Source organism: Burkholderia territorii, assembly GCF_001718335.1.
Lineage (GTDB): Bacteria > Pseudomonadota > Gammaproteobacteria > Burkholderiales > Burkholderiaceae > Burkholderia > Burkholderia territorii.
Genome location: NZ_CP013366.1, coordinates 300782 through 326440 on the forward strand (window position 1 = coordinate 300782; position 25659 = coordinate 326440).

Here is a 25659-nt window from a genome sequence, read left to right on the forward strand (position 1 = left end):
AGGACAACCCCCTTTGCCTGATGACCATAGCGAGTCGGTCCCACCCCTTCCCATCCCGAACAGGACCGTGAAACGACTCTACGCCGATGATAGTGCGGATTCCCGTGTGAAAGTAGGTAATCGTCAGGCTCCCTAAGCCAGAAACCCCCGCCCGAAAGGCGGGGGTTTTTGCATTTGAGCGGCGCAAATGCACGCGGAGGTAACCAAACCTCCCCACGTGTCGCTCGAGCGGCGCACCCTGATCCCCGCTTCATCATCCCGAACCCATCCCCGCCTTAATCGCTGCATTTCCGGCCACACTGACGGCTCGTACCGCCTCGACAAAAGCCTTCGTCAGGGCACTTTTTCGTTGAATGCCGGTGACTCTGTTCGAGGCGCCAGTTTGCCGGTGTTTGACCGGCTGACCTGATCGGGAAATCCAAGGCGGTTCGACGCCAGACGAGCGTGTCCGGTTGGCGCTCGAATGGCTGTCGAAAGTTCCGTAGTACCTTCCGCAGACGCCAGCCGCCGTGGTGTCGGAGGGAGGCCCGGGTTGCCTGCTTGTCGCCTCAGAAGACCCACTCCGTGGTCTCTATCGGACGCCACCTAGCCGTCCTCGAACGCACAGGTTTGTCGGTGAGTGAATGCGCTGTGGCCGCCAAACAGCCGCGACCCTGCCTGCCGGCACGAAGGCATACCGCCGTCCGATCGATGCCGGTCGACAGTGATGCGCATGTGTCGCTGTCCAGTGCGGAATGCTCGCCGATATAAATCGGTGGAGCCAAAGCCGGCCTCGGCCTCGATTCAACATGAGTATCACCAGGCCCGAGGGACCGATGTTGAGGTGCCCGTGTCGAGCGATAGTCTCGCTAGTGCTTGATCCGCAAGAGGCATCGCGAGGACATCGTTCAATGTCGACACAAGAACCGATCGTCGACGCCCGATGCTTCGCCGCCGCCTACATCGCGACAATGCCAGGGCGCGTTAAGGCAGTGGAAGCAGTTGCCTACGTATCGGGATGAACGCCTATCGACGCACCTTGTGATGCCAGCTGGCGAGACGATGAGACCATCCGGGCCGGACGCCAAAGCTCGGCTCGCCTCGACGTCCTGACGGCCACATCGCGTGCGCATCGCTGTCGCGGCGAACTTTCAGCGATGCAGCAGCTATTGCGCCGAATTGTTGTGCAAGGCGATCGACACAAGAGTCTGGCCAGGCTCCTGCCGAGGATCCGGACCACACATCCGATCGCCGCGTTGTTCCTCCGACATGCGGCCCGTTCAGCGCGGATTCACGTTCGCTGTGGAGGAGGTGAGCGGCGGCGCTAAGTCGGTAATCCGGCGTCAGTGTGCCGGACGTCCTTGCCTCCGTCCCGGCTGCCCCCGCCTTGGCGACGTACGGGCGCGTCGCCTGTGATCAATTCGGGCGGCCCGGGCATGTGCCGCAGGCTCCATAAATTCCGCTCGGCATGGAAATTGCGGATTTTTTGCGTCTACCCGCTTGGCATTATGCTCGGGAGGCCGTATGATGGCGGTCTTTCGTTTTCAGCAAAGATGCAAATCGACGCTGAAAGCGGGGGCTGACGAAGATGTGGATGCCGATAGGCAATCCTCCTGTACTTGCCTTAGCCGGGCGGGTGTGGGCGTCGGGTGAATCGCTCAGGTGCGCTGGAAGAGAATGAAAATAATCTTCGGGATGTGCTTGACAACAGTGCGATGCACCCCCATAATCGTCAGTTCTCTACGGAGGGGTGCCCGAGTGGCTAAAGGGGGCAGACTGTAAATCTGTTGGCTTACGCCTACGTTGGTTCGAATCCAACCTCCTCCACCAGAACATCAGCGCAGAGAGCGGTAAGGAATCGTTAGTGGCCCGTGCGGGTGTAGCTCAATGGTAGAGCAGAAGCCTTCCAAGCTTACGACGAGGGTTCGATTCCCTTCACCCGCTCCAGTCCGTGTAGTTGAAGCGTAATAGCGCCCATGTGGCTCAGTGGTAGAGCACTCCCTTGGTAAGGGAGAGGTCGGCAGTTCGATCCTGCCCATGGGCACCAGCAGTAAAAAGTCAGTGTCTGTTTGCGCGCGGCGCAACATGTGAAATTCCTTTCGGGAGTTGAAAATGGCCAAGGAAAAGTTTGAGCGGACCAAGCCGCACGTCAACGTTGGTACGATTGGTCACGTCGACCACGGCAAGACGACGCTGACGGCAGCGATCACGACGGTTCTGACGAAGAAGTTCGGCGGCGAAGCGAAGGCGTACGACCAGATCGACGCGGCACCGGAAGAAAAGGCGCGCGGCATCACGATCAACACGGCACACGTCGAGTACGAAACGGCAAACCGCCACTACGCACACGTCGACTGCCCGGGCCACGCTGACTACGTGAAGAACATGATCACGGGCGCGGCACAGATGGACGGCGCGATCCTGGTTTGCTCGGCAGCAGACGGCCCGATGCCGCAAACGCGTGAGCACATCCTGCTGGCACGTCAGGTTGGCGTTCCGTACATCATCGTGTTCCTGAACAAGTGCGACATGGTGGACGACGCTGAACTGCTCGAGCTGGTCGAGATGGAAGTTCGCGAACTGCTGTCGAAGTACGACTTCCCGGGCGACGACACGCCGATCGTGAAGGGTTCGGCAAAGCTGGCGCTGGAGGGCGACACGGGCGAGCTGGGCGAAGTGGCGATCATGAACCTGGCAGACGCACTGGACACGTACATCCCGACGCCGGAGCGTGCGGTTGACGGCGCGTTCCTGATGCCGGTGGAAGACGTGTTCTCGATCTCGGGCCGCGGTACGGTGGTGACGGGTCGTGTCGAGCGCGGCATCATCAAGGTCGGCGAGGAAATCGAAATCGTCGGTATCAAGCCGACGGTGAAGACGACCTGCACGGGCGTTGAAATGTTCCGCAAGCTGCTGGACCAAGGTCAGGCAGGCGACAACGTGGGTATCCTGCTGCGCGGCACGAAGCGTGAAGACGTGGAGCGTGGCCAGGTTCTGGCGAAGCCGGGTTCGATCACGCCGCACACGCACTTCACGGCTGAAGTGTACGTGCTGAGCAAGGACGAAGGCGGCCGTCACACGCCGTTCTTCAACAACTACCGTCCGCAGTTCTACTTCCGTACGACGGACGTGACGGGCTCGATCGAGCTGCCGAAGGACAAGGAAATGGTGATGCCGGGCGACAACGTGTCGATCACGGTGAAGCTGATCGCTCCGATCGCGATGGAAGAAGGTCTGCGCTTCGCAATCCGCGAAGGTGGTCGTACCGTCGGCGCCGGCGTCGTCGCCAAGATCATCGAGTAAGCCAGTTATTCGTTGATCGACAGTTTTGGGGCTGGCAGCAGCCGGCCCCAACATGGTTTAGGGGTATAGCTCAACTGGCAGAGCGTCGGTCTCCAAAACCGAAGGTTGGGGGTTCGATTCCCTCTGCCCCTGCCAAAAATCGCCACGTGTCCCACGTGGCATTTGTTTTAAGGTGTTATGGCGAATCCATCCGTCGAAACTGTAAATACCTCCGGCGATAAGCTGATGCTGGCCCTGGGCGTATTGCTGGTCTTGGCCGGATTCGTGGGCTTCTTCTGGCTGGCCAACCAGCAGTGGTATGTCCGCGGTGCCGCATTGGCGGTAGGTATCATCGCCGGCGTGGCCGTCGGTCTGATGTCCGCACCTGGCAAGAGCCTCATCGCGTTTGCCAAGGATTCGTACAAGGAAGTCCGCAAGGTCGTTTGGCCCACCCGCAAGGAAGCAACGCAAACCACACTCGTCGTGTTCGGTTTCGTGCTCGTGATGGCGATTTTCCTCTGGTTGAGTGACAAATCGATCGAATGGGTGATTTTCTCGGCGATTCTGGGTTGGAAATGATATGAGCGATACTCCGGCATCCCCGAGCGGAAAGCGTTGGTACGTCGTGCACGCCTACTCCGGTATGGAGAAGAGCGTGCAACGCGCGCTTCAGGAGCGCATCGAACGTGCTGGCATGCAGGATAAATTCGGTCAGATCCTGGTCCCGACCGAAGAAGTGGTCGAAGTCAAAGGCGGCCACAAGGCAGTAACCGAGCGTCGTTTCTTCCCCGGCTACGTGCTGGTGGAGATGGAGATGACGGACGAAACGTGGCACCTCGTGAAGAACACCGCGAAGGTCACCGGTTTCGTCGGCGGTGCGCGTAACCGCCCGACCCCGATTTCCCCGAAGGAAGTCGAAAAGATCATGTCGCAGATGCAGGAAGGCGTCGAGAAGCCGCGCCCGAAGACCCTGTTCGAAGTTGGCGAGATGGTGCGTGTCAAGGAAGGTCCGTTCACGGACTTCAACGGCACCGTCGAGGAAGTCAACTACGAAAAATCGCGCGTGCGTGTGTCGGTCACCATCTTTGGCCGCTCTACCCCGGTCGAACTCGAGTTCGGTCAGGTCGAAAAAGTTTGATCCCGATTCGGTGGGCAGCCTCGGCTGCCCACCTTCGCGCTTACGGCTCGCGTTATGGCCGTTGAGGAGCGTCAGTAGCCAGCGGCGAACGCGCGTTATCACTCACCGAACGCCGTCTGGCGTTCCAACGAGGTTTACAAATGGCAAAGAAGATTGTCGGCTTTATCAAGCTGCAGATTCCTGCAGGTAAAGCCAACCCGTCGCCGCCGGTCGGTCCGGCACTGGGCCAGCGCGGCCTGAACATCATGGAGTTCTGCAAGGCGTTCAACGCGCAGACTCAAGGCATGGAGCCGGGTCTGCCGGTGCCGGTGGTCATCACGGCATACGCTGACAAGAGCTTCACGTTCGTGATGAAGACGCCGCCGGCGACCGTCCTGATCAAGAAGGCGGCGAAGGTGGACAAGGGCTCGAGCAAGCCGCACACCGACAAGGTCGGTTCGATCACGCGCGCTCAAGCCGAAGAAATCGCGAAGACCAAGATGCCGGACCTTACGGCAGCTGATCTGGACGCAGCCGTTCGCACCATCGCTGGTAGCGCACGCTCGATGGGCATCACTGTGGAGGGCGTGTAAATGGCTAAGATCTCCAAGCGCCGTCAGGCATTTGCCGCCAAGGTCGACCGTCAGAAGCTGTACGCGATCGAAGACGCACTGGCACTCGTGAAGGAATGCGCGAGCGCGAAGTTCAACGAGTCGATCGACGTCGCAGTCCAGCTCGGCATCGATGCGAAGAAGTCGGACCAGGTCGTTCGTGGTTCGGTCGTTCTGCCGGCAGGTACGGGCAAGTCGGTTCGCGTTGCCGTGTTCGCACAAGGCGACAAGGCCGAGCAGGCTCGTGCAGCAGGCGCGGAAATCGTCGGTATGGAAGACCTGGCTGAGCAGATCAAGGCTGGCCAGATGGACTTCGACATCGTGATCGCTTCGCCGGACACGATGCGTATCGTCGGTACGCTCGGTCAGATCCTCGGCCCGCGCGGCCTGATGCCGAACCCGAAGGTCGGCACGGTCACGCCGGACGTCGCGACTGCAGTCAAGAACGCGAAGGCTGGTCAGGTGCAATTCCGTGTCGACAAGGCCGGTATCATCCACGCGACCATCGGCCGTGCATCGTTCGAAGCAGACGCACTGCGTTCGAACCTGTCGGCACTGATCGAAGCGCTGCAGAAGGCCAAGCCGGCAACGAGCAAGGGCGTCTACCTGCGCAAGATCGCACTGTCGAGCACGATGGGTGTCGGCGTGCGTGTCGACCAGGCTACGCTGGCAGCGCAGTAAGCAAGTATTCGGGCCGCTTCGTTCGCGAAGCGGTCTACATGGGCTTTGGGCGGTTGTTCGTGCAGCATGGCGGGCAACCGGTTATCAAAGACCGTTGGTGGGACGCAGCGGGCAGGCGATCCCTTAATTCAAGCCAACGCAGATGGCGAACCCGAAAAAGTTTTGCAGTGGTGAAGCCGCAGGTCGTGAAGCGATTCACGGCGTGAGGTGGAAATACTCCTAACGAGGTCGGACGCCGTTGTTGAACGAGGTACGTGAGGTTTCGGCCATGCCGGCCGCGCCGAACGTATCGTTTCTGGAGGCTAACCGTGCCGCTTAATAGAGAAGACAAGCAAGCCGTCGTCGCTGAGGTTGCCGCGCAAGTCGCGAAGGCCCAGACCGTTGTGCTGGCTGAGTATCGTGGAATTGCGGTTGGCGATCTGACCAAGCTGCGCGCGAAAGCGCGCGAGCAACAGGTTTACCTGCGCGTGTTGAAGAACACGCTGGCGCGTCGCGCTGTTGAAGGTACGCCTTTTGCTCCGCTGGCAGAGCAGATGACTGGCCCCCTGATCTACGGCATCTCGGAAGATGCAATTGCTGCTGCCAAGGTCGTCAACGACTTCAGCAAGAGCAATGACAAGTTGGTCATCAAGGCTGGTTCGTTCGATGGCAAGGTGATGGACAAGGCTGGCGTGCAAGCGCTGGCAAGCATCCCGAGCCGTGAAGAACTGCTCTCGAAGCTGCTGTTCGTTATGCAAGCGCCTGTTTCGGGCTTCGCGCGTGCTCTTGCCGCGCTGGCCGAGAAGAAGCAAGCGGAAGCTGCGTAATCGAGCGTGCATCAGCGTCACTGATCGCTGGCTGTATCCGAATTCAATTTAGGAGTATTTCAAATGGCAATCGCAAAAGAAGACATCCTGGCAGCAGTCGAAGGGATGACCGTTCTGGAACTGAACGAACTGGTCAAGGCGTTCGAAGAGAAGTTTGGCGTGTCGGCAGCTGCAGTGGCAGTCGCTGGCCCGGCAGGCGGCGGCGCTGCTGCTGCTGCAGAAGAGAAGACCGAATTCACGGTCGTTCTGGCTGAAGCAGGCAGCAACAAGGTTGCAGTCATCAAGGCAGTTCGCGAACTGACGGGCCTGGGCCTGAAGGAAGCGAAGGACGTCGTTGACGGCGCACCGAAGGCTGTCAAGGAAGGCGTCGACAAGGCTGCTGCTGAAGAAGCCAAGAAGAAGCTGGAAGAAGCTGGCGCGAAGGTCGAAGTCAAGTAAGTTTCGACGCGCTGTGCGAAGGCTGGCGGTATTTTCACCGCCGGCCTTTTTGTGCTTTGTGGGGACGTTATTCTGGCACTCATTCGGGAGCCCGAATAACCGGCCCCAGAGGCCAAAGAAAACCGCCTGATCGTAATCAATGGTCACGACTGGCGTTTCTCTTTGTCTTCTGAAGCGACTGCAGAAGGCAAGTTTGGTCGGGTAGCGGGCAACACAGGCATCCGCTGCCGTCAGCCAGCGGTTGGTAGCGGCCAACCACCAAGCTTCTCGGCTCGTTCAAGCCATCGGGCGGCCATCGGGTCTCAGTCGGTGAACACTCGGGTTCGAAACGTCCAGGTATCCCGCCTCGACAGCACCCGCCGTGATTCGGAGATCGTATGCAATATTCCTTCACCGAGAAGAAGCGCATTCGCAAGAGTTTCGCGAAGCGCCCCATCGTTCACCAAGTTCCGTTCTTGCTGGCCACCCAGCTTGAATCATTCAGCACGTTTCTGCAAGCCGATGTGCCTGGTACGCAACGCAAGCCTGAAGGTTTGCAAGCCGCATTCACATCGGTATTTCCCATTGTTTCGCACAACGGCTTCGCGCGCCTCGAGTTCGTGAGCTATGCGTTGTCCGCGCCGGCATTCAACATCAAGGAATGCCAGCAGCGTGGCCTGACGTACTGCTCCGCGCTGCGCGCGAAGGTCCGCCTCGTCATCCTCGACAAGGAATCGCCGAACAAGCCGGTCGTCAAGGAAGTGAAGGAGCAGGAAGTGTACATGGGCGAAATTCCGCTCATGACGCCGACGGGCTCGTTCGTCATCAACGGCACCGAGCGTGTCATCGTCTCGCAGCTGCACCGTTCGCCGGGCGTGTTCTTCGAACACGACAAGGGCAAGACGCACAGCTCGGGCAAGCTGCTGTTCTCGGCACGGATCATTCCGTACCGCGGCTCGTGGCTCGACTTCGAATTCGATCCGAAGGACATCCTGTACTTCCGCGTCGACCGTCGCCGCAAGATGCCGGTCACGATCCTGCTGAAGGCCATTGGCCTCACGCCGGAACAGATCCTCGCGAACTTCTTCGTGTTCGACAACTTCACGCTGATGGACGAAGGCGCGCAACTCGAGTTCGTGCCCGAGCGCCTGCGTGGTGAAGTCGCGCGCTTCGACATCACGGATCGCGACGGCAAGGTCATCGTCCAGAAGGACAAGCGGATCAACGCGAAGCACATTCGCGACCTCGAAGCCGCGAAGACCAAGTTCATCTCGGTGCCGGAAGACTATCTGCTCGGCCGCGTGCTGGCGAAGAACGTCGTCGACGGCGACACCGGCGAAGTGATCGCGACCGCGAACGACGAAATCACCGAAAGCGTGCTCGAGAAGCTGCGCGAAGCGGGCATCAAGGAAATCCAGACGCTCTACACGAACGATCTGGACCAGGGCCCGTACATCTCGTCGACGCTGCGTGTCGACGAAACGACCGACAAGACGGCCGCGCGCATCGCGATCTACCGCATGATGCGTCCGGGCGAGCCGCCGACCGAAGAAGCGGTCGAGGCGCTGTTCAACCGTCTGTTCTACAGCGAAGAAGCGTACGACCTGTCGAAGGTCGGCCGCATGAAGTTCAACCGCCGCGTCGGCCGTGACGAGATCGTCGGCCCGATGACGCTGCAGGACGACGACATCCTCGCGACGATCAAGATCCTCGTCGAGCTGCGCAACGGCAAGGGCGAAGTGGACGACATCGACCACCTCGGCAACCGTCGCGTGCGTTGCGTCGGCGAACTGGCGGAAAACCAGTTCCGCGCAGGTCTCGTGCGTGTCGAGCGCGCGGTCAAGGAACGCCTCGGCCAGGCCGAAAGCGAAAACCTGATGCCGCACGACCTGATCAACTCGAAGCCGATTTCGTCGGCGATCCGCGAGTTCTTCGGTTCGTCGCAGCTGTCGCAGTTCATGGACCAGACCAACCCGCTGTCGGAAATCACGCACAAGCGCCGCGTTTCCGCACTGGGCCCGGGCGGTCTGACGCGCGAACGCGCAGGCTTCGAAGTTCGTGACGTGCACCCGACCCACTATGGCCGCGTGTGCCCGATCGAAACGCCGGAAGGTCCGAACATCGGTCTGATCAACTCGCTCGCACTGTACGCGCACCTGAACGAGTACGGCTTCCTCGAGACGCCGTACCGCAAGGTCGTGGACGGCAAGGTGACCGACCAGATCGACTACCTGTCGGCGATCGAGGAAGGCCGCTACATGATCGCCCAGGCGAACGCCGCGATCGACGAAGACGGCCGACTGATCGACGAACTCGTGTCGTCGCGTGAAGCCGGCGAAACGATGATGGTCACGCCGGACCGCATCCAGTACATGGACGTCGCGCCGTCGCAGATCGTGTCGGTTGCAGCTTCGCTGATCCCGTTCCTCGAGCACGACGACGCGAACCGTGCACTGATGGGCTCGAACATGCAGCGTCAGGCCGTGCCGTGTCTGCGTCCGGAAAAGCCGGTCGTCGGTACGGGCATCGAGCGCACCTGCGCGGTCGACTCGGGCACGACGGTTCAGGCGTTCCGCGGCGGCGTCGTCGACTATGTCGACGCAGGCCGTATCGTGATCCGCGTGAACGACGACGAAGCGGTCGCAGGTGAAGTCGGTGTCGACATCTACAACCTGATCAAGTACACGCGTTCGAACCAGAACACGAACATCAACCAGCGTCCGATCGTGAAGATGGGCGACAAGGTCTCGCGCGGCGACGTGCTGGCCGACGGCGCATCGACGGACCTGGGCGAGCTCGCGCTCGGCCAGAACATGCTGATCGCGTTCATGCCGTGGAACGGCTACAACTTCGAGGACTCGATCCTGATCTCGGAGAAGGTCGTGGCCGACGATCGCTACACGTCGATCCACATCGAAGAGCTGAACGTCGTTGCACGCGACACGAAGCTCGGGCCGGAAGAAATCACGCGCGACATCTCGAACCTGGCGGAAGTCCAGCTCGGCCGTCTCGACGAATCGGGCATCGTGTACATCGGTGCGGAAGTCGAAGCGGGCGACGTGCTGGTCGGCAAGGTCACGCCGAAGGGCGAGACCCAGCTGACGCCGGAAGAGAAGCTGCTGCGCGCGATCTTCGGCGAGAAGGCTTCGGACGTGAAGGATACGTCGCTGCGCGTGCCGTCGGGCATGAGCGGCACCGTGATCGACGTCCAGGTGTTCACGCGTGAAGGCATCCAGCGCGACAAGCGTGCGCAACAGATCATCGACGACGAACTGAAGCGCTACCGTCTCGACCTGAACGACCAGCTGCGCATCGTGGAAGGCGACGCGTTCCAGCGTCTGGCACGCATGCTCGTGGGCAAGGTCGCGAACGGCGGTCCGAAGAAGCTCGCGAAGGGCACGAAGATCGACCAGGCTTACCTGGAAGACCTCGACCACTACCACTGGTTCGACATCCGCCTCGCGGACGACGAAGCAGCGGCATCGCTCGAAGCGATCAAGAACTCGATCGAAGAAAAGCGTCACCAGTTCGATCTGGCGTTCGAAGAGAAGCGCAAGAAGCTCACGCAAGGCGACGAACTGCCGCCGGGCGTGCTGAAGATGGTCAAGGTGTACCTTGCGGTGAAGCGCCGCCTGCAGCCTGGCGACAAGATGGCAGGCCGTCACGGTAACAAGGGTGTCGTGTCGAAGATCGTCCCGATCGAAGACATGCCGTACATGGCCGACGGCCGTCCGGCAGACGTCGTGCTGAACCCGCTCGGCGTGCCGTCGCGGATGAACGTGGGTCAGGTTCTGGAAGTGCACCTCGGCTGGGCCGCGAAGGGCCTCGGCTGGCGTATCGGCGAAATGCTGCAGCGCCAGGCGAAGATCGAGGAACTGCGCGTGTTCCTGACGAAGATCTACAACGAGTCGGGTCGCCAGGAAGATCTGGAAAGCTTCACCGACGACGAGATCCTCGAACTCGCGAAGAACCTGCGCGAAGGCGTGCCGTTCGCGACGCCGGTGTTCGACGGTGCGACCGAGGAAGAAATGGGCAAGATGCTCGACCTCGCGTTCCCGGACGACATCGCGCAGCAGCTCGACATGAACCCGTCGAAGAACCAGGTCCGCCTGTACGACGGCCGCACGGGCGAGCCGTTCGAACGTCGCGTGACGCTCGGCTACATGCACTACCTGAAGCTGCACCACCTGGTCGACGACAAGATGCACGCGCGTTCGACCGGCCCGTACTCGCTCGTCACGCAGCAGCCGCTGGGTGGTAAGGCGCAGTTCGGTGGTCAGCGTTTCGGTGAAATGGAAGTGTGGGCACTCGAAGCGTACGGCGCGTCCTACGTGCTGCAGGAAATGCTGACGGTGAAGTCGGACGACGTGACCGGCCGGACGAAGGTGTACGAAAACCTCGTCAAGGGCGATCACGTGATCGATGCAGGCATGCCGGAATCCTTCAACGTGCTCGTGAAGGAAATCCGCTCGCTCGGTATCGACATCGATCTCGACCGCAATTAATCGGACTACGGAGAGAAGGCAATGAAAGCTCTGCTCGATCTATTCAAGCAAGTCCAACAGGAAGAAGTTTTCGACGCGATCAAGATCGGTCTGGCCTCGCCGGACAAGATCCGTTCGTGGTCGTTCGGTGAAGTGAAGAAGCCGGAGACCATCAACTACCGTACGTTCAAGCCGGAACGCGATGGTCTGTTCTGCGCGAAGATCTTCGGGCCGATCAAGGACTACGAGTGCCTGTGCGGCAAGTACAAGCGTCTGAAGCACCGCGGCGTGATCTGCGAGAAGTGCGGCGTCGAAGTGACGCTGGCGAAGGTGCGTCGCGAACGGATGGGCCACATCGAGCTGGCCTCGCCGGTCGCGCACATCTGGTTCCTGAAGTCGCTGCCGTCGCGTCTGGGCATGGTGCTCGACATGACGCTGCGCGACATCGAACGCGTGCTGTACTTCGAAGCGTACGTGGTGATCGAACCGGGCATGACGCCGCTGAAGGCGCGGCAGATCATGACCGAAGAGGATTACTACAACAAGGTCGAGGAATACGGCGACGAATTCCGTGCCGAGATGGGCGCGGAAGGCGTGCGTGAACTGCTGCGCGCGATCAACATCGACGAGCAGGTCGAGACGCTGCGCACCGAGCTGAAGAACACCGGCTCGGAAGCGAAGATCAAGAAGTACGCGAAGCGCCTGAAGGTCCTCGAGGCATTCCAGCGCTCGGGCATCAAGCCCGAGTGGATGATCCTCGAAGTGCTGCCGGTGCTGCCGCCGGAACTGCGTCCGCTCGTGCCGCTGGACGGCGGCCGTTTCGCGACGTCGGACCTGAACGACCTGTATCGCCGCGTGATCAACCGTAACAACCGGTTGAAGCGTCTGCTCGAGCTGAAGGCGCCTGAGATCATCGTCCGCAACGAAAAGCGGATGCTGCAGGAAGCCGTCGACTCGCTGCTCGACAACGGTCGTCGCGGCAAGGCGATGACGGGCGCGAACAAGCGTCCGCTGAAGTCGCTCGCCGACATGATCAAGGGCAAGGGCGGTCGTTTCCGTCAGAACCTGCTGGGCAAGCGCGTCGACTACTCGGGCCGTTCGGTCATCGTGGTCGGCCCGACGCTGAAGCTGCACCAGTGCGGTCTGCCGAAGCTGATGGCGCTGGAACTGTTCAAGCCGTTCATCTTCAACAAGCTGGAAGTGATGGGCGTCGCGACGACCATCAAGGCTGCGAAGAAGGAAGTCGAGAACCAGACGCCGGTGGTGTGGGACATCCTCGAAGAGGTGATCCGCGAGCACCCGGTGATGCTGAACCGTGCGCCGACGCTGCACCGTCTCGGTATCCAGGCGTTCGAGCCGGTGCTGATCGAAGGCAAGGCGATCCAGCTGCACCCGCTCGTCTGCGCGGCATTCAACGCCGACTTCGACGGTGACCAGATGGCCGTTCACGTGCCGCTGTCGCTCGAAGCGCAGATGGAAGCGCGCACGCTGATGCTGGCGTCGAACAACGTGCTGTTCCCGGCCAACGGCGATCCGTCGATCGTGCCGTCGCAGGATATCGTGCTGGGTCTGTACTACGCGACCCGCGAAGCGATCAACGGCAAGGGCGAAGGCCTGACGTTCACCGGCGTGTCGGAAGTGATCCGCGCGTACGAGAACAAGGAAGTCGAGCTGGCATCGCGCGTCAACGTGCGGATCACCGAAATGGTCCGCAACGAAGACACGTCGGAAGGCGCACCGGAATTCGTGCCGAAGATCACGCTGTACGCGACGACCGTCGGTCGCGCGATCCTGTCGGAGATCCTGCCGCACGGCCTGCCGTTCTCGGTGCTGAACAAGCCGCTGAAGAAGAAGGAAATCTCGCGCCTGATCAACACCGCGTTCCGCAAGTGCGGTCTGCGTGCGACGGTCGTGTTCGCCGATCAGCTGATGCAGTCGGGTTTCCGTCTGGCGACGCGTGCCGGCATTTCGATCTGCGTGGACGACATGCTCGTGCCGCCGCAGAAGGAAACGATCGTCGGCGACGCCGCGAAGAAGGTGAAGGAGTACGACCGCCAGTACATGTCGGGTCTCGTCACCGCGCAGGAACGCTACAACAACGTGGTCGACATCTGGTCGGCAACGTCGGAAGCGGTCGGCAAGGCGATGATGGAGCAGCTGTCGACGGAGCCGGTGATCGACCGCGACGGCAACGAGACGCGCCAGGAGTCGTTCAACTCGATCTACATGATGGCCGACTCGGGCGCCCGGGGTTCGGCGGTGCAGATTCGTCAGCTGGCCGGTATGCGAGGCCTGATGGCGAAGCCGGACGGCTCGATTATCGAGACGCCGATTACCGCGAACTTCCGCGAAGGCCTGAACGTGTTGCAGTACTTCATCTCGACCCACGGCGCACGTAAGGGTCTGGCTGATACGGCACTGAAGACGGCAAACTCGGGTTACCTGACGCGTCGTCTGGTCGACGTCACGCAGGATCTGGTGGTGGTCGAGGACGATTGCGGCACGTCGAACGGCGTGGCGATGAAGGCGCTGGTCGAAGGCGGTGAAGTCGTCGAGGCACTGCGCGACCGTATCCTCGGCCGCGTCGCGGTCGCGGACGTCGTGAACCCGGAAACGCAGGAAACGCTGTACGAATCGGGCACGCTGCTCGACGAAACGGCGGTCGAGGAAATCGAACGCCTCGGCATCGACGAAGTGCGCGTGCGCACGCCGCTGACCTGCGAAACGCGTTACGGTCTGTGCGCGGCCTGCTACGGCCGTGACCTTGGCCGCGGCTCGCTCGTGAACGTCGGCGAAGCAGTCGGCGTGATCGCTGCACAGTCGATCGGTGAACCGGGCACGCAGCTGACGATGCGTACGTTCCACATCGGTGGTGCGGCATCGCGTGCGGCAGTGGCGTCGTCGGTCGAAGCGAAGAGCAACGGTATCGTGCGCTTCACGGCGACGATGCGTTACGTCACCAACGCGAAGGGCGAGCAGATCGTCATTTCGCGTTCGGGCGAGGCGCTGATCACCGACGATATCGGCCGCGAGCGCGAACGTCACAAGATCCCGTACGGCGCGACGCTGCTGCAGCTCGACGGCGCGGCGATCAAGGCCGGCACGCAGCTGGCGACGTGGGATCCGATGACGCGTCCGATCATCACCGAGTACGGTGGTACGGTGAAGTTCGAGAACGTCGAGGAAGGCGTGACCGTCGCGAAGCAGATCGACGACGTGACCGGCCTGTCGACGCTGGTCGTGATCGACGTGAAGCGTCGCGGTTCGCAAGCTTCGAAGAGCGTGCGTCCGCAGGTGAAGCTGCTCGACGCGAACGGCGACGAAGTGAAGATCCCGGGCACGGAACACGCGGTGCAGATCGGCTTCCAGGTCGGCGCACTGATCACCGTGAAGGACGGCCAGCAGGTGCAGGTGGGTGAAGTGCTCGCACGTATCCCGACCGAAGCGCAGAAGACGCGTGACATTACCGGCGGTCTGCCGCGGGTGGCGGAACTGTTCGAAGCGCGTTCGCCGAAGGATGCCGGCATTCTCGCGGAAGTCACCGGCACGACGTCGTTCGGCAAGGACACGAAGGGCAAGCAGCGTCTCGTCATCACGGACCTCGAAGGCAATCAGCACGAGTTCCTGATCGCGAAGGAAAAGCAGGTGCTGGTCCACGATGCTCAGGTCGTCAACAAGGGCGAAATGATCGTGGACGGCCCGGCCGATCCGCACGACATCCTGCGTCTGCAGGGTATCGAGGCGCTGTCGCGCTACATCGTCGACGAAGTGCAGGACGTGTATCGTCTGCAGGGCGTGAAGATCAACGACAAGCACATCGAGGTGATCGTTCGCCAGATGCTGCGTCGTGTGCAGATCACCGACAACGGTGATACGCGCTTCATCCCGGGCGAACAGGTCGAGCGCTCCGACATGCTGGACGAGAACGACCGCATGATCGCCGAAGGCAAGCGCCCGGCGTCGTACGACAACGTGCTCCTCGGTATCACGAAGGCGTCGCTGTCGACCGACTCGTTCATCTCGGCGGCATCGTTCCAGGAAACGACCCGCGTGCTGACCGAAGCGGCGATCATGGGCAAGCGCGACGATCTGCGCGGCCTGAAGGAAAACGTGATCGTCGGCCGTTTGATTCCGGCCGGTACGGGTCTCGCGTTCCACAAGGCACGCAAGGCGAAGGAGATGTCCGATCGCGAGCGTTTCGACCAGATCGCAGCGGAAGAGGCATTCGACTTCGGCACGCCGAGCGCGCCCGCGGAAGAGCCGCAACACCCGGCAGCCGAATAAGCGCGGGGCGGCGCGAGCCGCCTTGTGCTGCGTATTCGCTGTCATCGAAACCGCCCGGTTCGCCGGGCGGTTTTTTTTGTCCGTCGTTCACGTGCATGACGGGCTTGCCGCACGCTTGCGCAGGCCCGTCATGCGCGCGCGCGAACCCTGTTCGATTGGCCAACGTTGCACGATTCGCCGCGCGTTGCGCGAGCGGGTTGTTAAAATCGCGGTCATCGTTCTGCCGTCCTCGTTCTCATCATTCATGTCCCGCGCCCTCGAAATCCTCGACGAAGTCTTCGGTTACTCCGCATTTCGCGGCCAGCAGGGCGAGATCGTCGAACACGTCGCCGGCGGCGGCGATTGCCTCGTGCTGATGCCGACGGGCGGCGGCAAGTCGCTGTGCTACCAGATTCCGGCGCTGCTGCGGCGCGAAGCCGGGCACGGCGCCGGCATCGTGGTGTCGCCGCTGATCGCGCTGATGCAGGACCAGGTCGCCGCGCTCAGCGAAGTCGGCGTGCGCGCGGCCTATCTGAACTCGACGCTGTCGGGCGCCGAGGCCGCGGCGACCGAGCGCGCGCTGCGCGAGGGCGAGATCGACCTGCTGTACGTCGCGCCCGAACGGCTGATGACCGGGCGCTTCCTCGAGCTGCTCGAGCGCGCGAAGATCGGTCTGTTCGCGATCGACGAGGCGCATTGCGTGTCGCAATGGGGGCACGACTTCCGTCCCGAATACATCCAGCTGTCGGTGCTGCACGAGCGCTTCCCGTCGGTGCCGCGCATCGCGCTCACGGCCACCGCCGACGCGATCACGCGCGACGAGATCATCCATCGTCTCGCGCTCGACGATGCGCGAGTGTTCATCTCGAGCTTCGACCGGCCGAACATCCGTTACCGGATCGTCGAGAAGGACAACGCACGCGCGCAGCTGCTCGACTTCATCCGCGCGGAGCACACGAACGCGGACGGCACGACCGATGCGGGCGTCGTCTACTGCCTGTCGCGCCGCAAGGTCGAGGAAACGGCCGAATGGCTGAAGGCTCAGGGCGTGCGTGCGCTGCCGTACCACGCGGGGATGGAGTTCGAGGTGCGGCAGAAGCACCAGGAGATGTTCCAGCGCGAGGAAGGCATCGTGATGTGCGCGACCATCGCGTTCGGCATGGGCATCGACAAGCCGGACGTGCGCTTCGTCGCGCACCTTGATTTGCCGAAGAGCGTGGAAGGCTACTACCAGGAAACCGGCCGGGCGGGCCGCGACGGGATGCCGGCGAACGCATGGATGGCGTACGGGCTCGGCGACGTCGTCCAGCAGCGCAAGATGATCGACGAATCCGACGCGGACGATGCGCACAAACGCGTGCAGACGTCGAAGCTCGATGCGCTGCTCGGGCTGTGCGAGACGATCTCGTGCCGGCGTGTGCGGCTTCTGAACTACTTCGGCGAGGCGAGCCAGCCGTGCGGCAACTGCGACACGTGCCTCGAGCCGCCCGATTCGTGGGACGCGACGCGGGAGGCGCAGATGGCGCTGTCCTGCGTATTCCGCGCGCAGCGAGCCAGCGGTTTCAATTTCGGGTCGAGTCATCTGATCGAAATCCTGCGCGGCGGCCGCACCGAGAAGGTGCTGCAGCGCGGCCACGACCAGCTCAGTACGTTCGGGATCGGCGCATCGCTGTCGGAGCCCGAGTGGCGCGCGATTTTCCGGCAACTCGTCGCGTATGGCTACCTGGCGGTCGACCATGGCGGCTTCGGCGCGCTGATGCTGACCGAGGCCGCGAAGCCGGTGCTGAAGAACGAGGAGAAGGTCACGCTGCGCCGCTACGTGAAGCCGCAGCGCACGCGCCAGTCGTCGAGCCGCAGCGGCACGCGGGTCGACCCGACGGCCGGCATGGGCACGCGCGAGCGCGCACGCTGGGACGCGCTGCGCGCGTGGCGCGCGGAAACCGCGAAATCCGACGGCGTGCCGGCCTACGTGATCTTCCACGATGCGACGCTGGCCGAAATCGCACGCAACGCGCCGGAGACGATCGACGACCTGCGCCATATCCCCGGCATGGGCGTACGCAAGCTCGAACGCTTCGGCGACGAGATCATCGACGTCGTCGAATCGGCATGACACAGCTGTTCCGACCCTTCCGGTAAACCGCCCGCGCGGCTGGCGGATCACGCAAGCCGTTGACTTAGTTGGCATTTCCGGAATATCATGCTGGGTTCCGGTATTCGGTGGGCCGAGTCGCGTCGAAGTTTGTTCGCAGGTTCGTGCCCGTATCGCCGGTTCGGAAGTCAACTGTGCGTCGATTCTCGCTTTGCCCGAAATCGATGTGCAGATTTTGTTCAATTTCAGGAATAAACAATGCCAACCATCAACCAACTGGTTCGCAAAGGCCGTCAGTCGGAAACGACGAAGAGCAAGAGCCCGGCCCTGCAGGACTGCCCCCAGCGTCGCGGCGTGTGCACCCGTGTGTACACGACGACGCCGAAGAAGCCGAACTCGGCACTCCGTAAGGTTGCCAAGGTTCGTCTGACGAACGGCTTCGAAGTGATTTCGTACATCGGCGGTGAAGGCCACAACCTGCAGGAACACTCGGTTGTGCTGATCCGCGGCGGCCGTGTGAAGGACTTGCCGGGTGTGCGTTACCACATGGTTCGCGGCTCGCTGGATACCCAGGGCGTCAAGGACCGTAAGCAAGCGCGCTCGAAGTACGGCGCGAAGCGTGCAAAGGCTGCCAAGTAAGCAGTTTTTGATCAGGGATCGCCGCAGGGCGGTCAAGGCGGGAGTGCCGGATTGCCGGTGCTGTCGAGTAAGTGGTCACCCGGCCAAGCTGGTTAGTCGTGAAGATGTGATCGGGTTTGTTGGTGGCCGCGGAGCTGGTTGCAGCTCCAACTGAACAGGTAAAGGAAGAATCATGCCGCGTCGTCGCGAAGTCCCCAAGCGGGAAGTGTTGCCGGATCCGAAGTTCGGCAACGTTGATGTAGCCAAGTTCATGAACATGCTGATGCTGTCCGGCAAGAAGTCGGTCGCAGAACGCATCGTTTATGGCGCATTCGAACAAATCCAGACCAAGGGTGGCAAGGACCCGCTGGAAGTGTTCACCGTTGCGCTCAACAACGTGAAGCCGGTGGTCGAAGTGAAGAGCCGTCGCGTTGGTGGTGCCAACTATCAGGTTCCGGTCGAAGTGCGCCCGTCGCGTCGTATGGCATTGGCGATGCGCTGGCTGCGTGAGGCTGCGAAGAAGCGCAGCGAGAAGTCGATGGCTCTGCGTCTGGCAGGCGAACTCACCGAAGCGGCCGAAGGCCGTGGCGGCGCGATGAAGAAGCGCGATGAAGTTCACCGCATGGCAGAAGCCAACCGCGCGTTCTCGCATTTCCGTTTCTAAGCGCCTGGCTGGGCTGTTTGCGGAAATAAATTCCGGGCGGGTGCGCTTTTCAGGCGCCTCGCCCGTTTGTGTTGAAGCATGATGCAGCAGGGCTGCATCGTGTTATCCCAGTAGAGGATCAAAGTGGCTCGCAAGACTCCTATCGAGCGCTACCGCAATATCGGTATTAGCGCTCACATCGACGCCGGCAAGACGACGACGACCGAGCGCATTCTGTTTTACACCGGTGTGAACCACAAGATCGGTGAAGTCCACGACGGCGCAGCAACGATGGACTGGATGGAGCAGGAACAAGAGCGTGGCATCACGATCACGTCCGCTGCTACCACGGCCTTCTGGAAGGGCATGGGCGGCAACTATCCGGAACACCGCATCAACATCATCGACACCCCGGGCCACGTCGACTTCACGATCGAAGTGGAACGCTCGATGCGCGTGCTCGACGGCGCGTGCATGGTGTACTGCGCAGTGGGCGGCGTGCAGCCGCAGTCGGAAACGGTGTGGCGCCAGGCTAACAAGTACAAGGTGCCCCGTCTCGCGTTCGTCAACAAGATGGACCGTACCGGCGCGAACTTCTTCAAGGTCTACGACCAGCTCCGTCTGCGCCTGAAGGCGAACCCGGTTCCGGTCGTGGTGCCGATCGGCTCGGAAGAAAACTTCAAGGGCGTGGTCGACCTGATCAAGATGAAGGCGATCATTTGGGACGAAGCGTCGCAAGGCACGAAGTTCGACTACGTCGACATCCCGGCCGAGCTCGCGGACACCTGCAAGGAATGGCGCGAAAAGATGGTCGAAGCGGCTGCTGAAGCCAGCGAAGACCTGATGAACAAGTACCTGGAAGAAGGCGATCTGCCGGAAGCCGACATCGTCAAGGCGCTGCGCGACCGTACGATCGCGTGCGAAATCCAGCCGATGCTGTGCGGTACCGCGTTCAAGAACAAGGGCGTGCAGCGCATGCTCGACGCCGTGATCGACTTCCTGCCGTCGCCGGTCGACATCCCGCCGGTCAAGGGCGAGCTCGAAGATGGCGCAGAAGCCGAGCGCAAGGCGTCGGACGACGAGAAGTTCTCGTCGCTCGCGTTCAAGATCATGACCGACCCGTTCGTCGGCCAGCTGATCTTCTTCCGTGTGTACTCGGGCGTCGTCAACTCGGGCGACACGCTGCTGAACTCGACCAAGGGCAAGAAGGAACGCCTCGGTCGTATTCTGCAGATGCACGCGAACCAGCGTGAAGAAATCAAGGAAGTCCGTGCAGGCGACATCGCTGCTGCGGTCGGCCTGAAGGAAGCGACCACGGGCGACACGCTGTGCGATCCGGCACACCCGATCGTGCTCGAGCGCATGGTGTTCCCGGAGCCGGTGATTTCGCAGGCTGTCGAGCCGAAGACCAAGGCTGACCAGGAAAAGATGGGCCTCGCGCTGAACCGCCTGGCGCAGGAAGACCCGTCGTTCCGCGTGCAGACCGACGAAGAGTCGGGCCAGACCATCATTTCGGGCATGGGCGAGCTCCACCTCGAAATTCTGGTCGACCGGATGAAGCGTGAGTTCGGCGTGGAAGCGACCGTCGGCAAGCCGCAGGTTGCATACCGCGAAACGATCCGTTCGACGGCGAAGGACGTCGACGGCAAGTTCGTCAAGCAGTCGGGTGGTCGCGGCCAGTACGGTCACGCGGTCATCACGCTGGAGCCGAACGAGCAGGGCAAGGGCTACGAGTTCTTCGACGAGATCAAGGGTGGTGTGATTCCGCGTGAATACATCCCGGCGGTCGACAAGGGTATCCAGGACACGCTGAAGTCGGGCGTGCTGGCTGGCTTCCCGGTCGTCGACGTGAAGGTTCACCTGACGTTCGGTTCGTACCACGACGTCGACTCGAACGAAAACGCGTTCCGCATGGCCGGTTCGATGGCGTTCAAGGAAGCGATGCGCAAGGCGAACCCGGTCGTCCTCGAGCCGATGATGGCTGTCGAAGTCGAGACGCCGGAAGACTACATGGGCAACGTGATGGGCGACCTGTCGGGCCGTCGCGGCATCGTCCAGGGCATGGAAGACATGGTCGGCGGCGGCAAGATCGTTCGCGCCGAAGTGCCGCTGTCGGAAATGTTCGGTTACTCGACGTCGCTGCGTTCGCTGACGCAAGGTCGTGCAACGTACACGATGGAGTTCAAGCACTACGCTGAAGCTCCGCGCAACGTTGCTGAAGCGATCATCAGCGCGAAGTCGAAGTAAATCTGTAGCTACCAACCGATATTTTTTGAAAGAAGAGAATCATGGCAAAAGAAAAGTTTGAGCGGACCAAGCCGCACGTCAACGTTGGTACGATTGGTCACGTCGACCACGGCAAGACGACGCTGACGGCAGCGATCACGACGGTTCTGACGAAGAAGTTCGGCGGCGAAGCGAAGGCGTACGACCAGATCGACGCGGCACCGGAAGAAAAGGCGCGCGGCATCACGATCAACACGGCACACGTCGAGTACGAAACGGCAAACCGCCACTACGCGCACGTCGACTGCCCGGGCCACGCTGACTACGTGAAGAACATGATCACGGGCGCGGCACAGATGGACGGCGCGATCCTGGTTTGCTCGGCAGCAGACGGCCCGATGCCGCAAACGCGTGAGCACATCCTGCTGGCGCGTCAGGTTGGCGTTCCGTACATCATCGTGTTCCTGAACAAGTGCGACATGGTGGACGACGCTGAACTGCTCGAGCTGGTCGAGATGGAAGTTCGCGAACTGCTGTCGAAGTACGACTTCCCGGGCGACGACACGCCGATCGTGAAGGGTTCGGCAAAGCTGGCGCTGGAAGGCGACACGGGCGAGCTGGGCGAAGTGGCGATCATGAACCTGGCAGACGCACTGGACACGTACATCCCGACGCCGGAGCGTGCGGTTGACGGCGCGTTCCTGATGCCGGTGGAAGACGTGTTCTCGATCTCGGGCCGCGGTACGGTGGTGACGGGTCGTGTCGAGCGCGGCATCATCAAGGTCGGCGAGGAAATCGAAATCGTCGGTATCAAGCCGACGGTGAAGACGACCTGCACGGGCGTTGAAATGTTCCGCAAGCTGCTGGACCAAGGTCAGGCAGGCGACAACGTGGGTATCCTGCTGCGCGGCACGAAGCGTGAAGACGTGGAGCGTGGCCAGGTTCTGGCGAAGCCGGGTTCGATCACGCCGCACACGCACTTCACGGCTGAAGTGTACGTGCTGAGCAAGGACGAAGGCGGCCGTCACACGCCGTTCTTCAACAACTACCGTCCGCAGTTCTACTTCCGTACGACGGACGTGACGGGCTCGATCGAGCTGCCGAAGGACAAGGAAATGGTGATGCCGGGCGACAACGTGTCGATCACGGTGAAGCTGATCGCTCCGATCGCGATGGAAGAAGGTCTGCGCTTCGCAATCCGCGAAGGTGGCCGTACCGTCGGCGCCGGCGTCGTCGCCAAGATCATCGAGTAACATCGACGATCCGCGGGCTCCTCCGGGGTCCGCGATTCCACGGTAAGTAGTCGTACCGTCGAAACCGGGTGTCCAGTTTGATCTGGCACCCGGTTTTTCTTTGTGGTGTGCACGTTGCTGCATTGACAAACACCCGCCACCACTCCGATTTTTCGTGTAGAATCGCGGGCTTAGCAGTGGAAGTACCGTTCGGAAGCTGGTGCCTCGCTCCCCGCAGGCAACAGGTTTCGCGTTCTTTTAGTGTCCGGCGATGCAACATCGCCTCGCTCTTTTCAAGGAATCGTCATGCAGCAACAGAAAATCCGCATTCGCCTGAAGGCTTTCGACTATCGTCTGATCGATCAATCGGCTGCCGAAATCGTCGATACCGCGAAGCGGACTGGCGCAATCGTCCGTGGCCCGGTGCCGCTGCCGACGCGCATCCAGCGTTTTGACATCCTGCGTTCGCCGCACGTCAACAAGACGTCGCGCGATCAGCTCGAAATCCGTACCCACCAGCGCCTGATGGACATCGTCGATCCGACCGACAAGACGGTTGACGCGCTGATGAAGCTCGACCTGCCGGCTGGCGTCGACGTGGAAATCAAGCTGCAGTAAGGCTTTCGGCGCCGTCCGGCTTGTCGGGTGGCGCTAAGTCATTGTATTGCTTGCGGAAATCGAGAAGTCGGGCTATACTGCTTGGCTTTTCGCGTATTCGCGTAAAAAAGTTGGGCCTTGCGTGCCCGGCATTTTGTAAATCAGCCCCGACCAATCGCAGTCGGGAATGGAGAAAATGATGAGCCTTGGACTCGTAGGTCGCAAGGTTGGCATGACCCGTATCTTCACGGCTGAAGGGGATTCGATTCCCGTCACCGTGCTGGACGTGTCGGACAACCGCGTGACGCAGATCAAGACTGTTGAAACCGACGGCTACACGGCCGTGCAGGTTGCATTCGGCTCCCGCCGCGCATCGCGCGTGACGAAGCCGCTGGCAGGTCATCTCGCCAAAGCCGGTGTCGAAGCCGGTGAAATCCTCAAGGAATTCCGCATTGACGCGGCCAAGGCAGCCGAGCTGTCGAATGGCGCCGTGGTCGGTGCAGATCTTTTCGAAGTGGGCCAGAAGGTCGACGTGCAAGGCGTGTCGATCGGTAAGGGCTACGCTGGTACGATCAAGCGTTACAACTTCTCCTCCGGCCGTGCCACCCACGGTAACTCGCGCTCGCACAACGTGCCGGGCTCGATCGGTATGGCGCAGGATCCGGGTCGCGTTTTCCCGGGTAAGCGCATGACGGGTCACCTCGGTGACGTTACGGTGACGGTGCAGAACCTCGAAATCGCGCGTATCGACGCAGAGCGCAAGCTGCTGCTCGTCAAGGGTGCGATTCCGGGCGCGAAGGGCGGCAAGGTTTTCGTGACGCCGGCCGTCAAGACCAAGGGGGCGAAATAATGGAACTCAAGCTCCTGAACGAAAATGGTCAGGAAGGTGCAGTGGTCAACGCGTCGGACGTCGTGTTCGGTCGTGACTACAACGAAGCGCTGATCCACCAGGTCGTCGTCGCGTACCAGGCGAATGCTCGCCAGGGTAACCGCGCACAGAAGGACCGCGAGCAAGTCAAGCACACCACCAAGAAGCCGTGGCGTCAGAAGGGTACGGGCCGTGCTCGTGCCGGTATGTCGTCGAGCCCGCTGTGGCGTGGCGGTGGTCGCATCTTCCCGAACTCGCCGGAAGAAAACTTCTCGCACAAGGTCAACAAGAAGATGCATCGCGCAGGTCTCTGCTCGATCTTCTCGCAGCTGGCCCGTGAAGGCCGTCTGTCGGTCGTCGAAGACATCGTCCTCGAAGCACCGAAGACCAAGCTGCTGGCCGACAAATTCAAGACCATGGGTCTCGACTCCGTTCTGATCATCACGGACACGGTCGACGAGAACCTGTACCTGGCTTCGCGCAACCTGCCGCACGTGGCGATTGTCGAGCCGCGCTACGCTGACCCGCTGTCGCTGATCTACTTCAAGAAAGTGCTGGTCACGAAGGCTGCGGTCGCCCAGATCGAGGAGTTGCTGTCATGAGCGAGATTCGCAAGAACGATCATCGTTTGATGCAGGTCCTGCTCGCACCGGTGATTTCCGAGAAGGCGACGCTGGTTGCCGACAAGAACGAGCAAGTCGTGTTCGAAGTCGCACCGGATGCCACGAAGCAGGAAGTGAAGGCGGCTGTCGAGCTGCTGTTCAAGGTTGAAGTTGATTCGGTCAACGTGCTGGTTCAGAAGGGCAAGCAAAAGCGCTTCGGCCGTTCGATGGGCCGCCGCAAGGACGTGAAGAAGGCGTACGTTTGCCTGAAGCCCGGCCAGGAAATCAACTTTGAAGCGGAGGCCAAGTAATCATGGCAATCGTGAAAGTTAAACCGACTTCGCCGGGTCGCCGCGCGATGGTCAAGGTGGTCAACAAGAATCTGCACCAGGGCAAGCCGTACGCGGCACTGCTCGACTCGCAGAGCTCGACCGCCGGCCGTAACAACAACGGTCGCATCACCACCCGTCACAAGGGCGGTGGTCACAAGCATCACTATCGTATCGTCGATTTCCGTCGCACGAAGGATGGCATCCCGGCAAAGGTCGAGCGTCTCGAGTACGACCCGAACCGCAGCGCGAACATCGCGCTGGTGCTCTACGCAGACGGCGAGCGTCGCTACATCATCGCCCCGAAGGGCCTGACCGTCGGCCAACAGCTGATGTCGGGTTCGGAAGCGCCGATCCGTGCAGGCAACACGCTGCCGATCCGCAACATTCCGGTCGGTACGACGATCCACTGCATCGAGATGCTGCCGGGCAAGGGCGCGCAAATGGCGCGTTCGGCTGGCACGTCGGCCATGCTGCTCGCACGTGAAGGCGTCTACGCGCAGGTTCGTCTGCGTTCGGGCGAAATCCGCCGCGTGCACATCGAGTGCCGTGCAACGATCGGTGAAGTCGGCAACGAAGAGCATAGCCTGCGCCAGATCGGCAAGGCTGGCGCGAACCGCTGGCGCGGTATCCGCCCGACGGTGCGTGGCGTTGCGATGAACCCGGTTGATCACCCGCACGGTGGTGGTGAGGGCAAGACGGCTGCAGGTCGCGATCCGGTGAGCCCGTGGGGTACGCCGGCCAAGGGTTACCGCACCCGCAGCAACAAGCGCACGACGACGATGATCGTCCAGCGCCGTCACAAGCGTTAA

19 protein-coding genes, 4 tRNA genes and 1 rRNA gene are annotated in these 25659 nt (G+C 61.4%); all 24 read left to right on the forward strand.

From position 1 onward, the window contains the following. The first annotated feature begins 16 nt into the window (after nucleotides 1-16). The 24 genes from rrf to rplB all read left to right on the forward strand — a co-directional run bounded on the left by rrf (nucleotide 17) and on the right by rplB (nucleotide 25659). Nucleotides 17-129: ribosomal RNA gene (rrf, locus tag WS51_RS12085) — 5S ribosomal RNA — on the forward strand. A 1594-nt stretch (nucleotides 130-1723) separates the two neighbouring features. Then, a tRNA-Tyr gene (locus WS51_RS12090) sits at nucleotides 1724-1809 on the forward strand. 43 nt (nucleotides 1810-1852) lie between these two features. Then, nucleotides 1853-1926, forward strand: a tRNA-Gly gene (locus WS51_RS12095). A 25-nt stretch (nucleotides 1927-1951) separates the two neighbouring features. After that, a tRNA-Thr gene (locus tag WS51_RS12100) sits at nucleotides 1952-2026 on the forward strand. 65 nt (nucleotides 2027-2091) lie between these two features. After that, complete coding sequence (tuf, locus tag WS51_RS12105) at nucleotides 2092-3282, forward strand: elongation factor Tu (RefSeq protein WP_034209732.1); 1191 nt, start codon at nucleotides 2092-2094, stop codon at nucleotides 3280-3282. A 59-nt stretch (nucleotides 3283-3341) separates the two neighbouring features. Continuing rightward, a tRNA-Trp gene (locus WS51_RS12110) sits at nucleotides 3342-3417 on the forward strand. Nucleotides 3418-3459: 42 nt separating this feature from the next. Next, a complete protein-coding gene (gene secE, locus WS51_RS12115; RefSeq protein ID WP_006482892.1) occupies nucleotides 3460-3840 on the forward strand; it encodes a preprotein translocase subunit SecE in 381 nt (126 codons plus the stop codon). A 1-nt stretch (nucleotide 3841) separates the two neighbouring features. Next, on the forward strand, nucleotides 3842-4399 hold the full coding sequence (gene nusG, locus WS51_RS12120) for a transcription termination/antitermination protein NusG (RefSeq protein WP_006400672.1): 558 nt from the start codon (nucleotides 3842-3844) through the stop codon (nucleotides 4397-4399). Between the two features lie 140 nt (nucleotides 4400-4539). Further along, on the forward strand, nucleotides 4540-4971 hold the full coding sequence (rplK, locus tag WS51_RS12125; RefSeq protein WP_006400671.1) for a 50S ribosomal protein L11: 432 nt from the start codon (nucleotides 4540-4542) through the stop codon (nucleotides 4969-4971). Beyond that, a complete protein-coding gene (gene rplA / locus WS51_RS12130) occupies nucleotides 4972-5670 on the forward strand; it encodes a 50S ribosomal protein L1 (RefSeq protein ID WP_040143027.1) in 699 nt (232 codons plus the stop codon). A 308-nt stretch (nucleotides 5671-5978) separates the two neighbouring features. Then, on the forward strand, nucleotides 5979-6476 hold the full coding sequence (gene rplJ, locus WS51_RS12135; protein WP_059448627.1) for a 50S ribosomal protein L10: 498 nt from the start codon (nucleotides 5979-5981) through the stop codon (nucleotides 6474-6476). Between the two features lie 63 nt (nucleotides 6477-6539). Next, on the forward strand, nucleotides 6540-6914 hold the full coding sequence (rplL, locus tag WS51_RS12140; RefSeq protein WP_021161757.1) for a 50S ribosomal protein L7/L12: 375 nt from the start codon (nucleotides 6540-6542) through the stop codon (nucleotides 6912-6914). 377 nt (nucleotides 6915-7291) lie between these two features. Next, complete coding sequence (gene rpoB / locus WS51_RS12145) at nucleotides 7292-11398, forward strand: DNA-directed RNA polymerase subunit beta (protein ID WP_059448626.1); 4107 nt, start codon at nucleotides 7292-7294, stop codon at nucleotides 11396-11398. 21 nt (nucleotides 11399-11419) lie between these two features. Next, on the forward strand, nucleotides 11420-15661 hold the full coding sequence (rpoC, locus tag WS51_RS12150; RefSeq protein ID WP_059448625.1) for a DNA-directed RNA polymerase subunit beta': 4242 nt from the start codon (nucleotides 11420-11422) through the stop codon (nucleotides 15659-15661). A 244-nt stretch (nucleotides 15662-15905) separates the two neighbouring features. Then, entirely contained in the window at nucleotides 15906-17753 is a 1848-nt protein-coding gene (gene recQ / locus WS51_RS12155) for a DNA helicase RecQ (RefSeq protein WP_059505742.1), read from the forward strand. A gap of 237 nt (nucleotides 17754-17990) precedes the next feature. After that, nucleotides 17991-18371, forward strand: a complete 381-nt coding sequence (gene rpsL, locus WS51_RS12160; RefSeq protein ID WP_006400662.1) for a 30S ribosomal protein S12 — start codon at nucleotides 17991-17993, stop codon at nucleotides 18369-18371. 172 nt (nucleotides 18372-18543) lie between these two features. After that, nucleotides 18544-19014: a 30S ribosomal protein S7 gene (rpsG, locus tag WS51_RS12165; protein ID WP_034209730.1), complete on the forward strand. Its 471-nt coding sequence runs from the start codon at nucleotides 18544-18546 to the stop codon at nucleotides 19012-19014. Nucleotides 19015-19137: 123 nt separating this feature from the next. Next, nucleotides 19138-21240 (forward strand): elongation factor G, encoded by a 2103-nt coding sequence (gene fusA, locus WS51_RS12170; protein ID WP_059448623.1) that lies wholly within the window; start codon nucleotides 19138-19140, stop codon nucleotides 21238-21240. 41 nt (nucleotides 21241-21281) lie between these two features. Continuing rightward, a complete protein-coding gene (gene tuf / locus WS51_RS12175; RefSeq protein WP_034209732.1) occupies nucleotides 21282-22472 on the forward strand; it encodes an elongation factor Tu in 1191 nt (396 codons plus the stop codon). Between the two features lie 285 nt (nucleotides 22473-22757). After that, entirely contained in the window at nucleotides 22758-23069 is a 312-nt protein-coding gene (gene rpsJ / locus WS51_RS12180) for a 30S ribosomal protein S10 (protein WP_004199280.1), read from the forward strand. 178 nt (nucleotides 23070-23247) lie between these two features. After that, complete coding sequence (gene rplC, locus WS51_RS12185) at nucleotides 23248-23898, forward strand: 50S ribosomal protein L3 (RefSeq protein ID WP_006752926.1); 651 nt, start codon at nucleotides 23248-23250, stop codon at nucleotides 23896-23898. Then, nucleotides 23898-24518 (forward strand): 50S ribosomal protein L4, encoded by a 621-nt coding sequence (rplD, locus tag WS51_RS12190; protein WP_040143046.1) that lies wholly within the window; start codon nucleotides 23898-23900, stop codon nucleotides 24516-24518. Before rplC ends, rplD begins: the two co-directional genes overlap by 1 nt. Beyond that, entirely contained in the window at nucleotides 24515-24829 is a 315-nt protein-coding gene (rplW, locus tag WS51_RS12195; RefSeq protein ID WP_004199275.1) for a 50S ribosomal protein L23, read from the forward strand. The genes rplD and rplW overlap by 4 nt, the downstream gene beginning before the upstream one ends. Before the next feature lie 2 nt (nucleotides 24830-24831). Beyond that, nucleotides 24832-25659 carry a 50S ribosomal protein L2 gene (rplB, locus tag WS51_RS12200; protein ID WP_040143048.1) on the forward strand — a complete coding sequence of 276 codons (828 nt, stop codon included), beginning with the start codon at nucleotides 24832-24834 and terminating at the stop codon, nucleotides 25657-25659.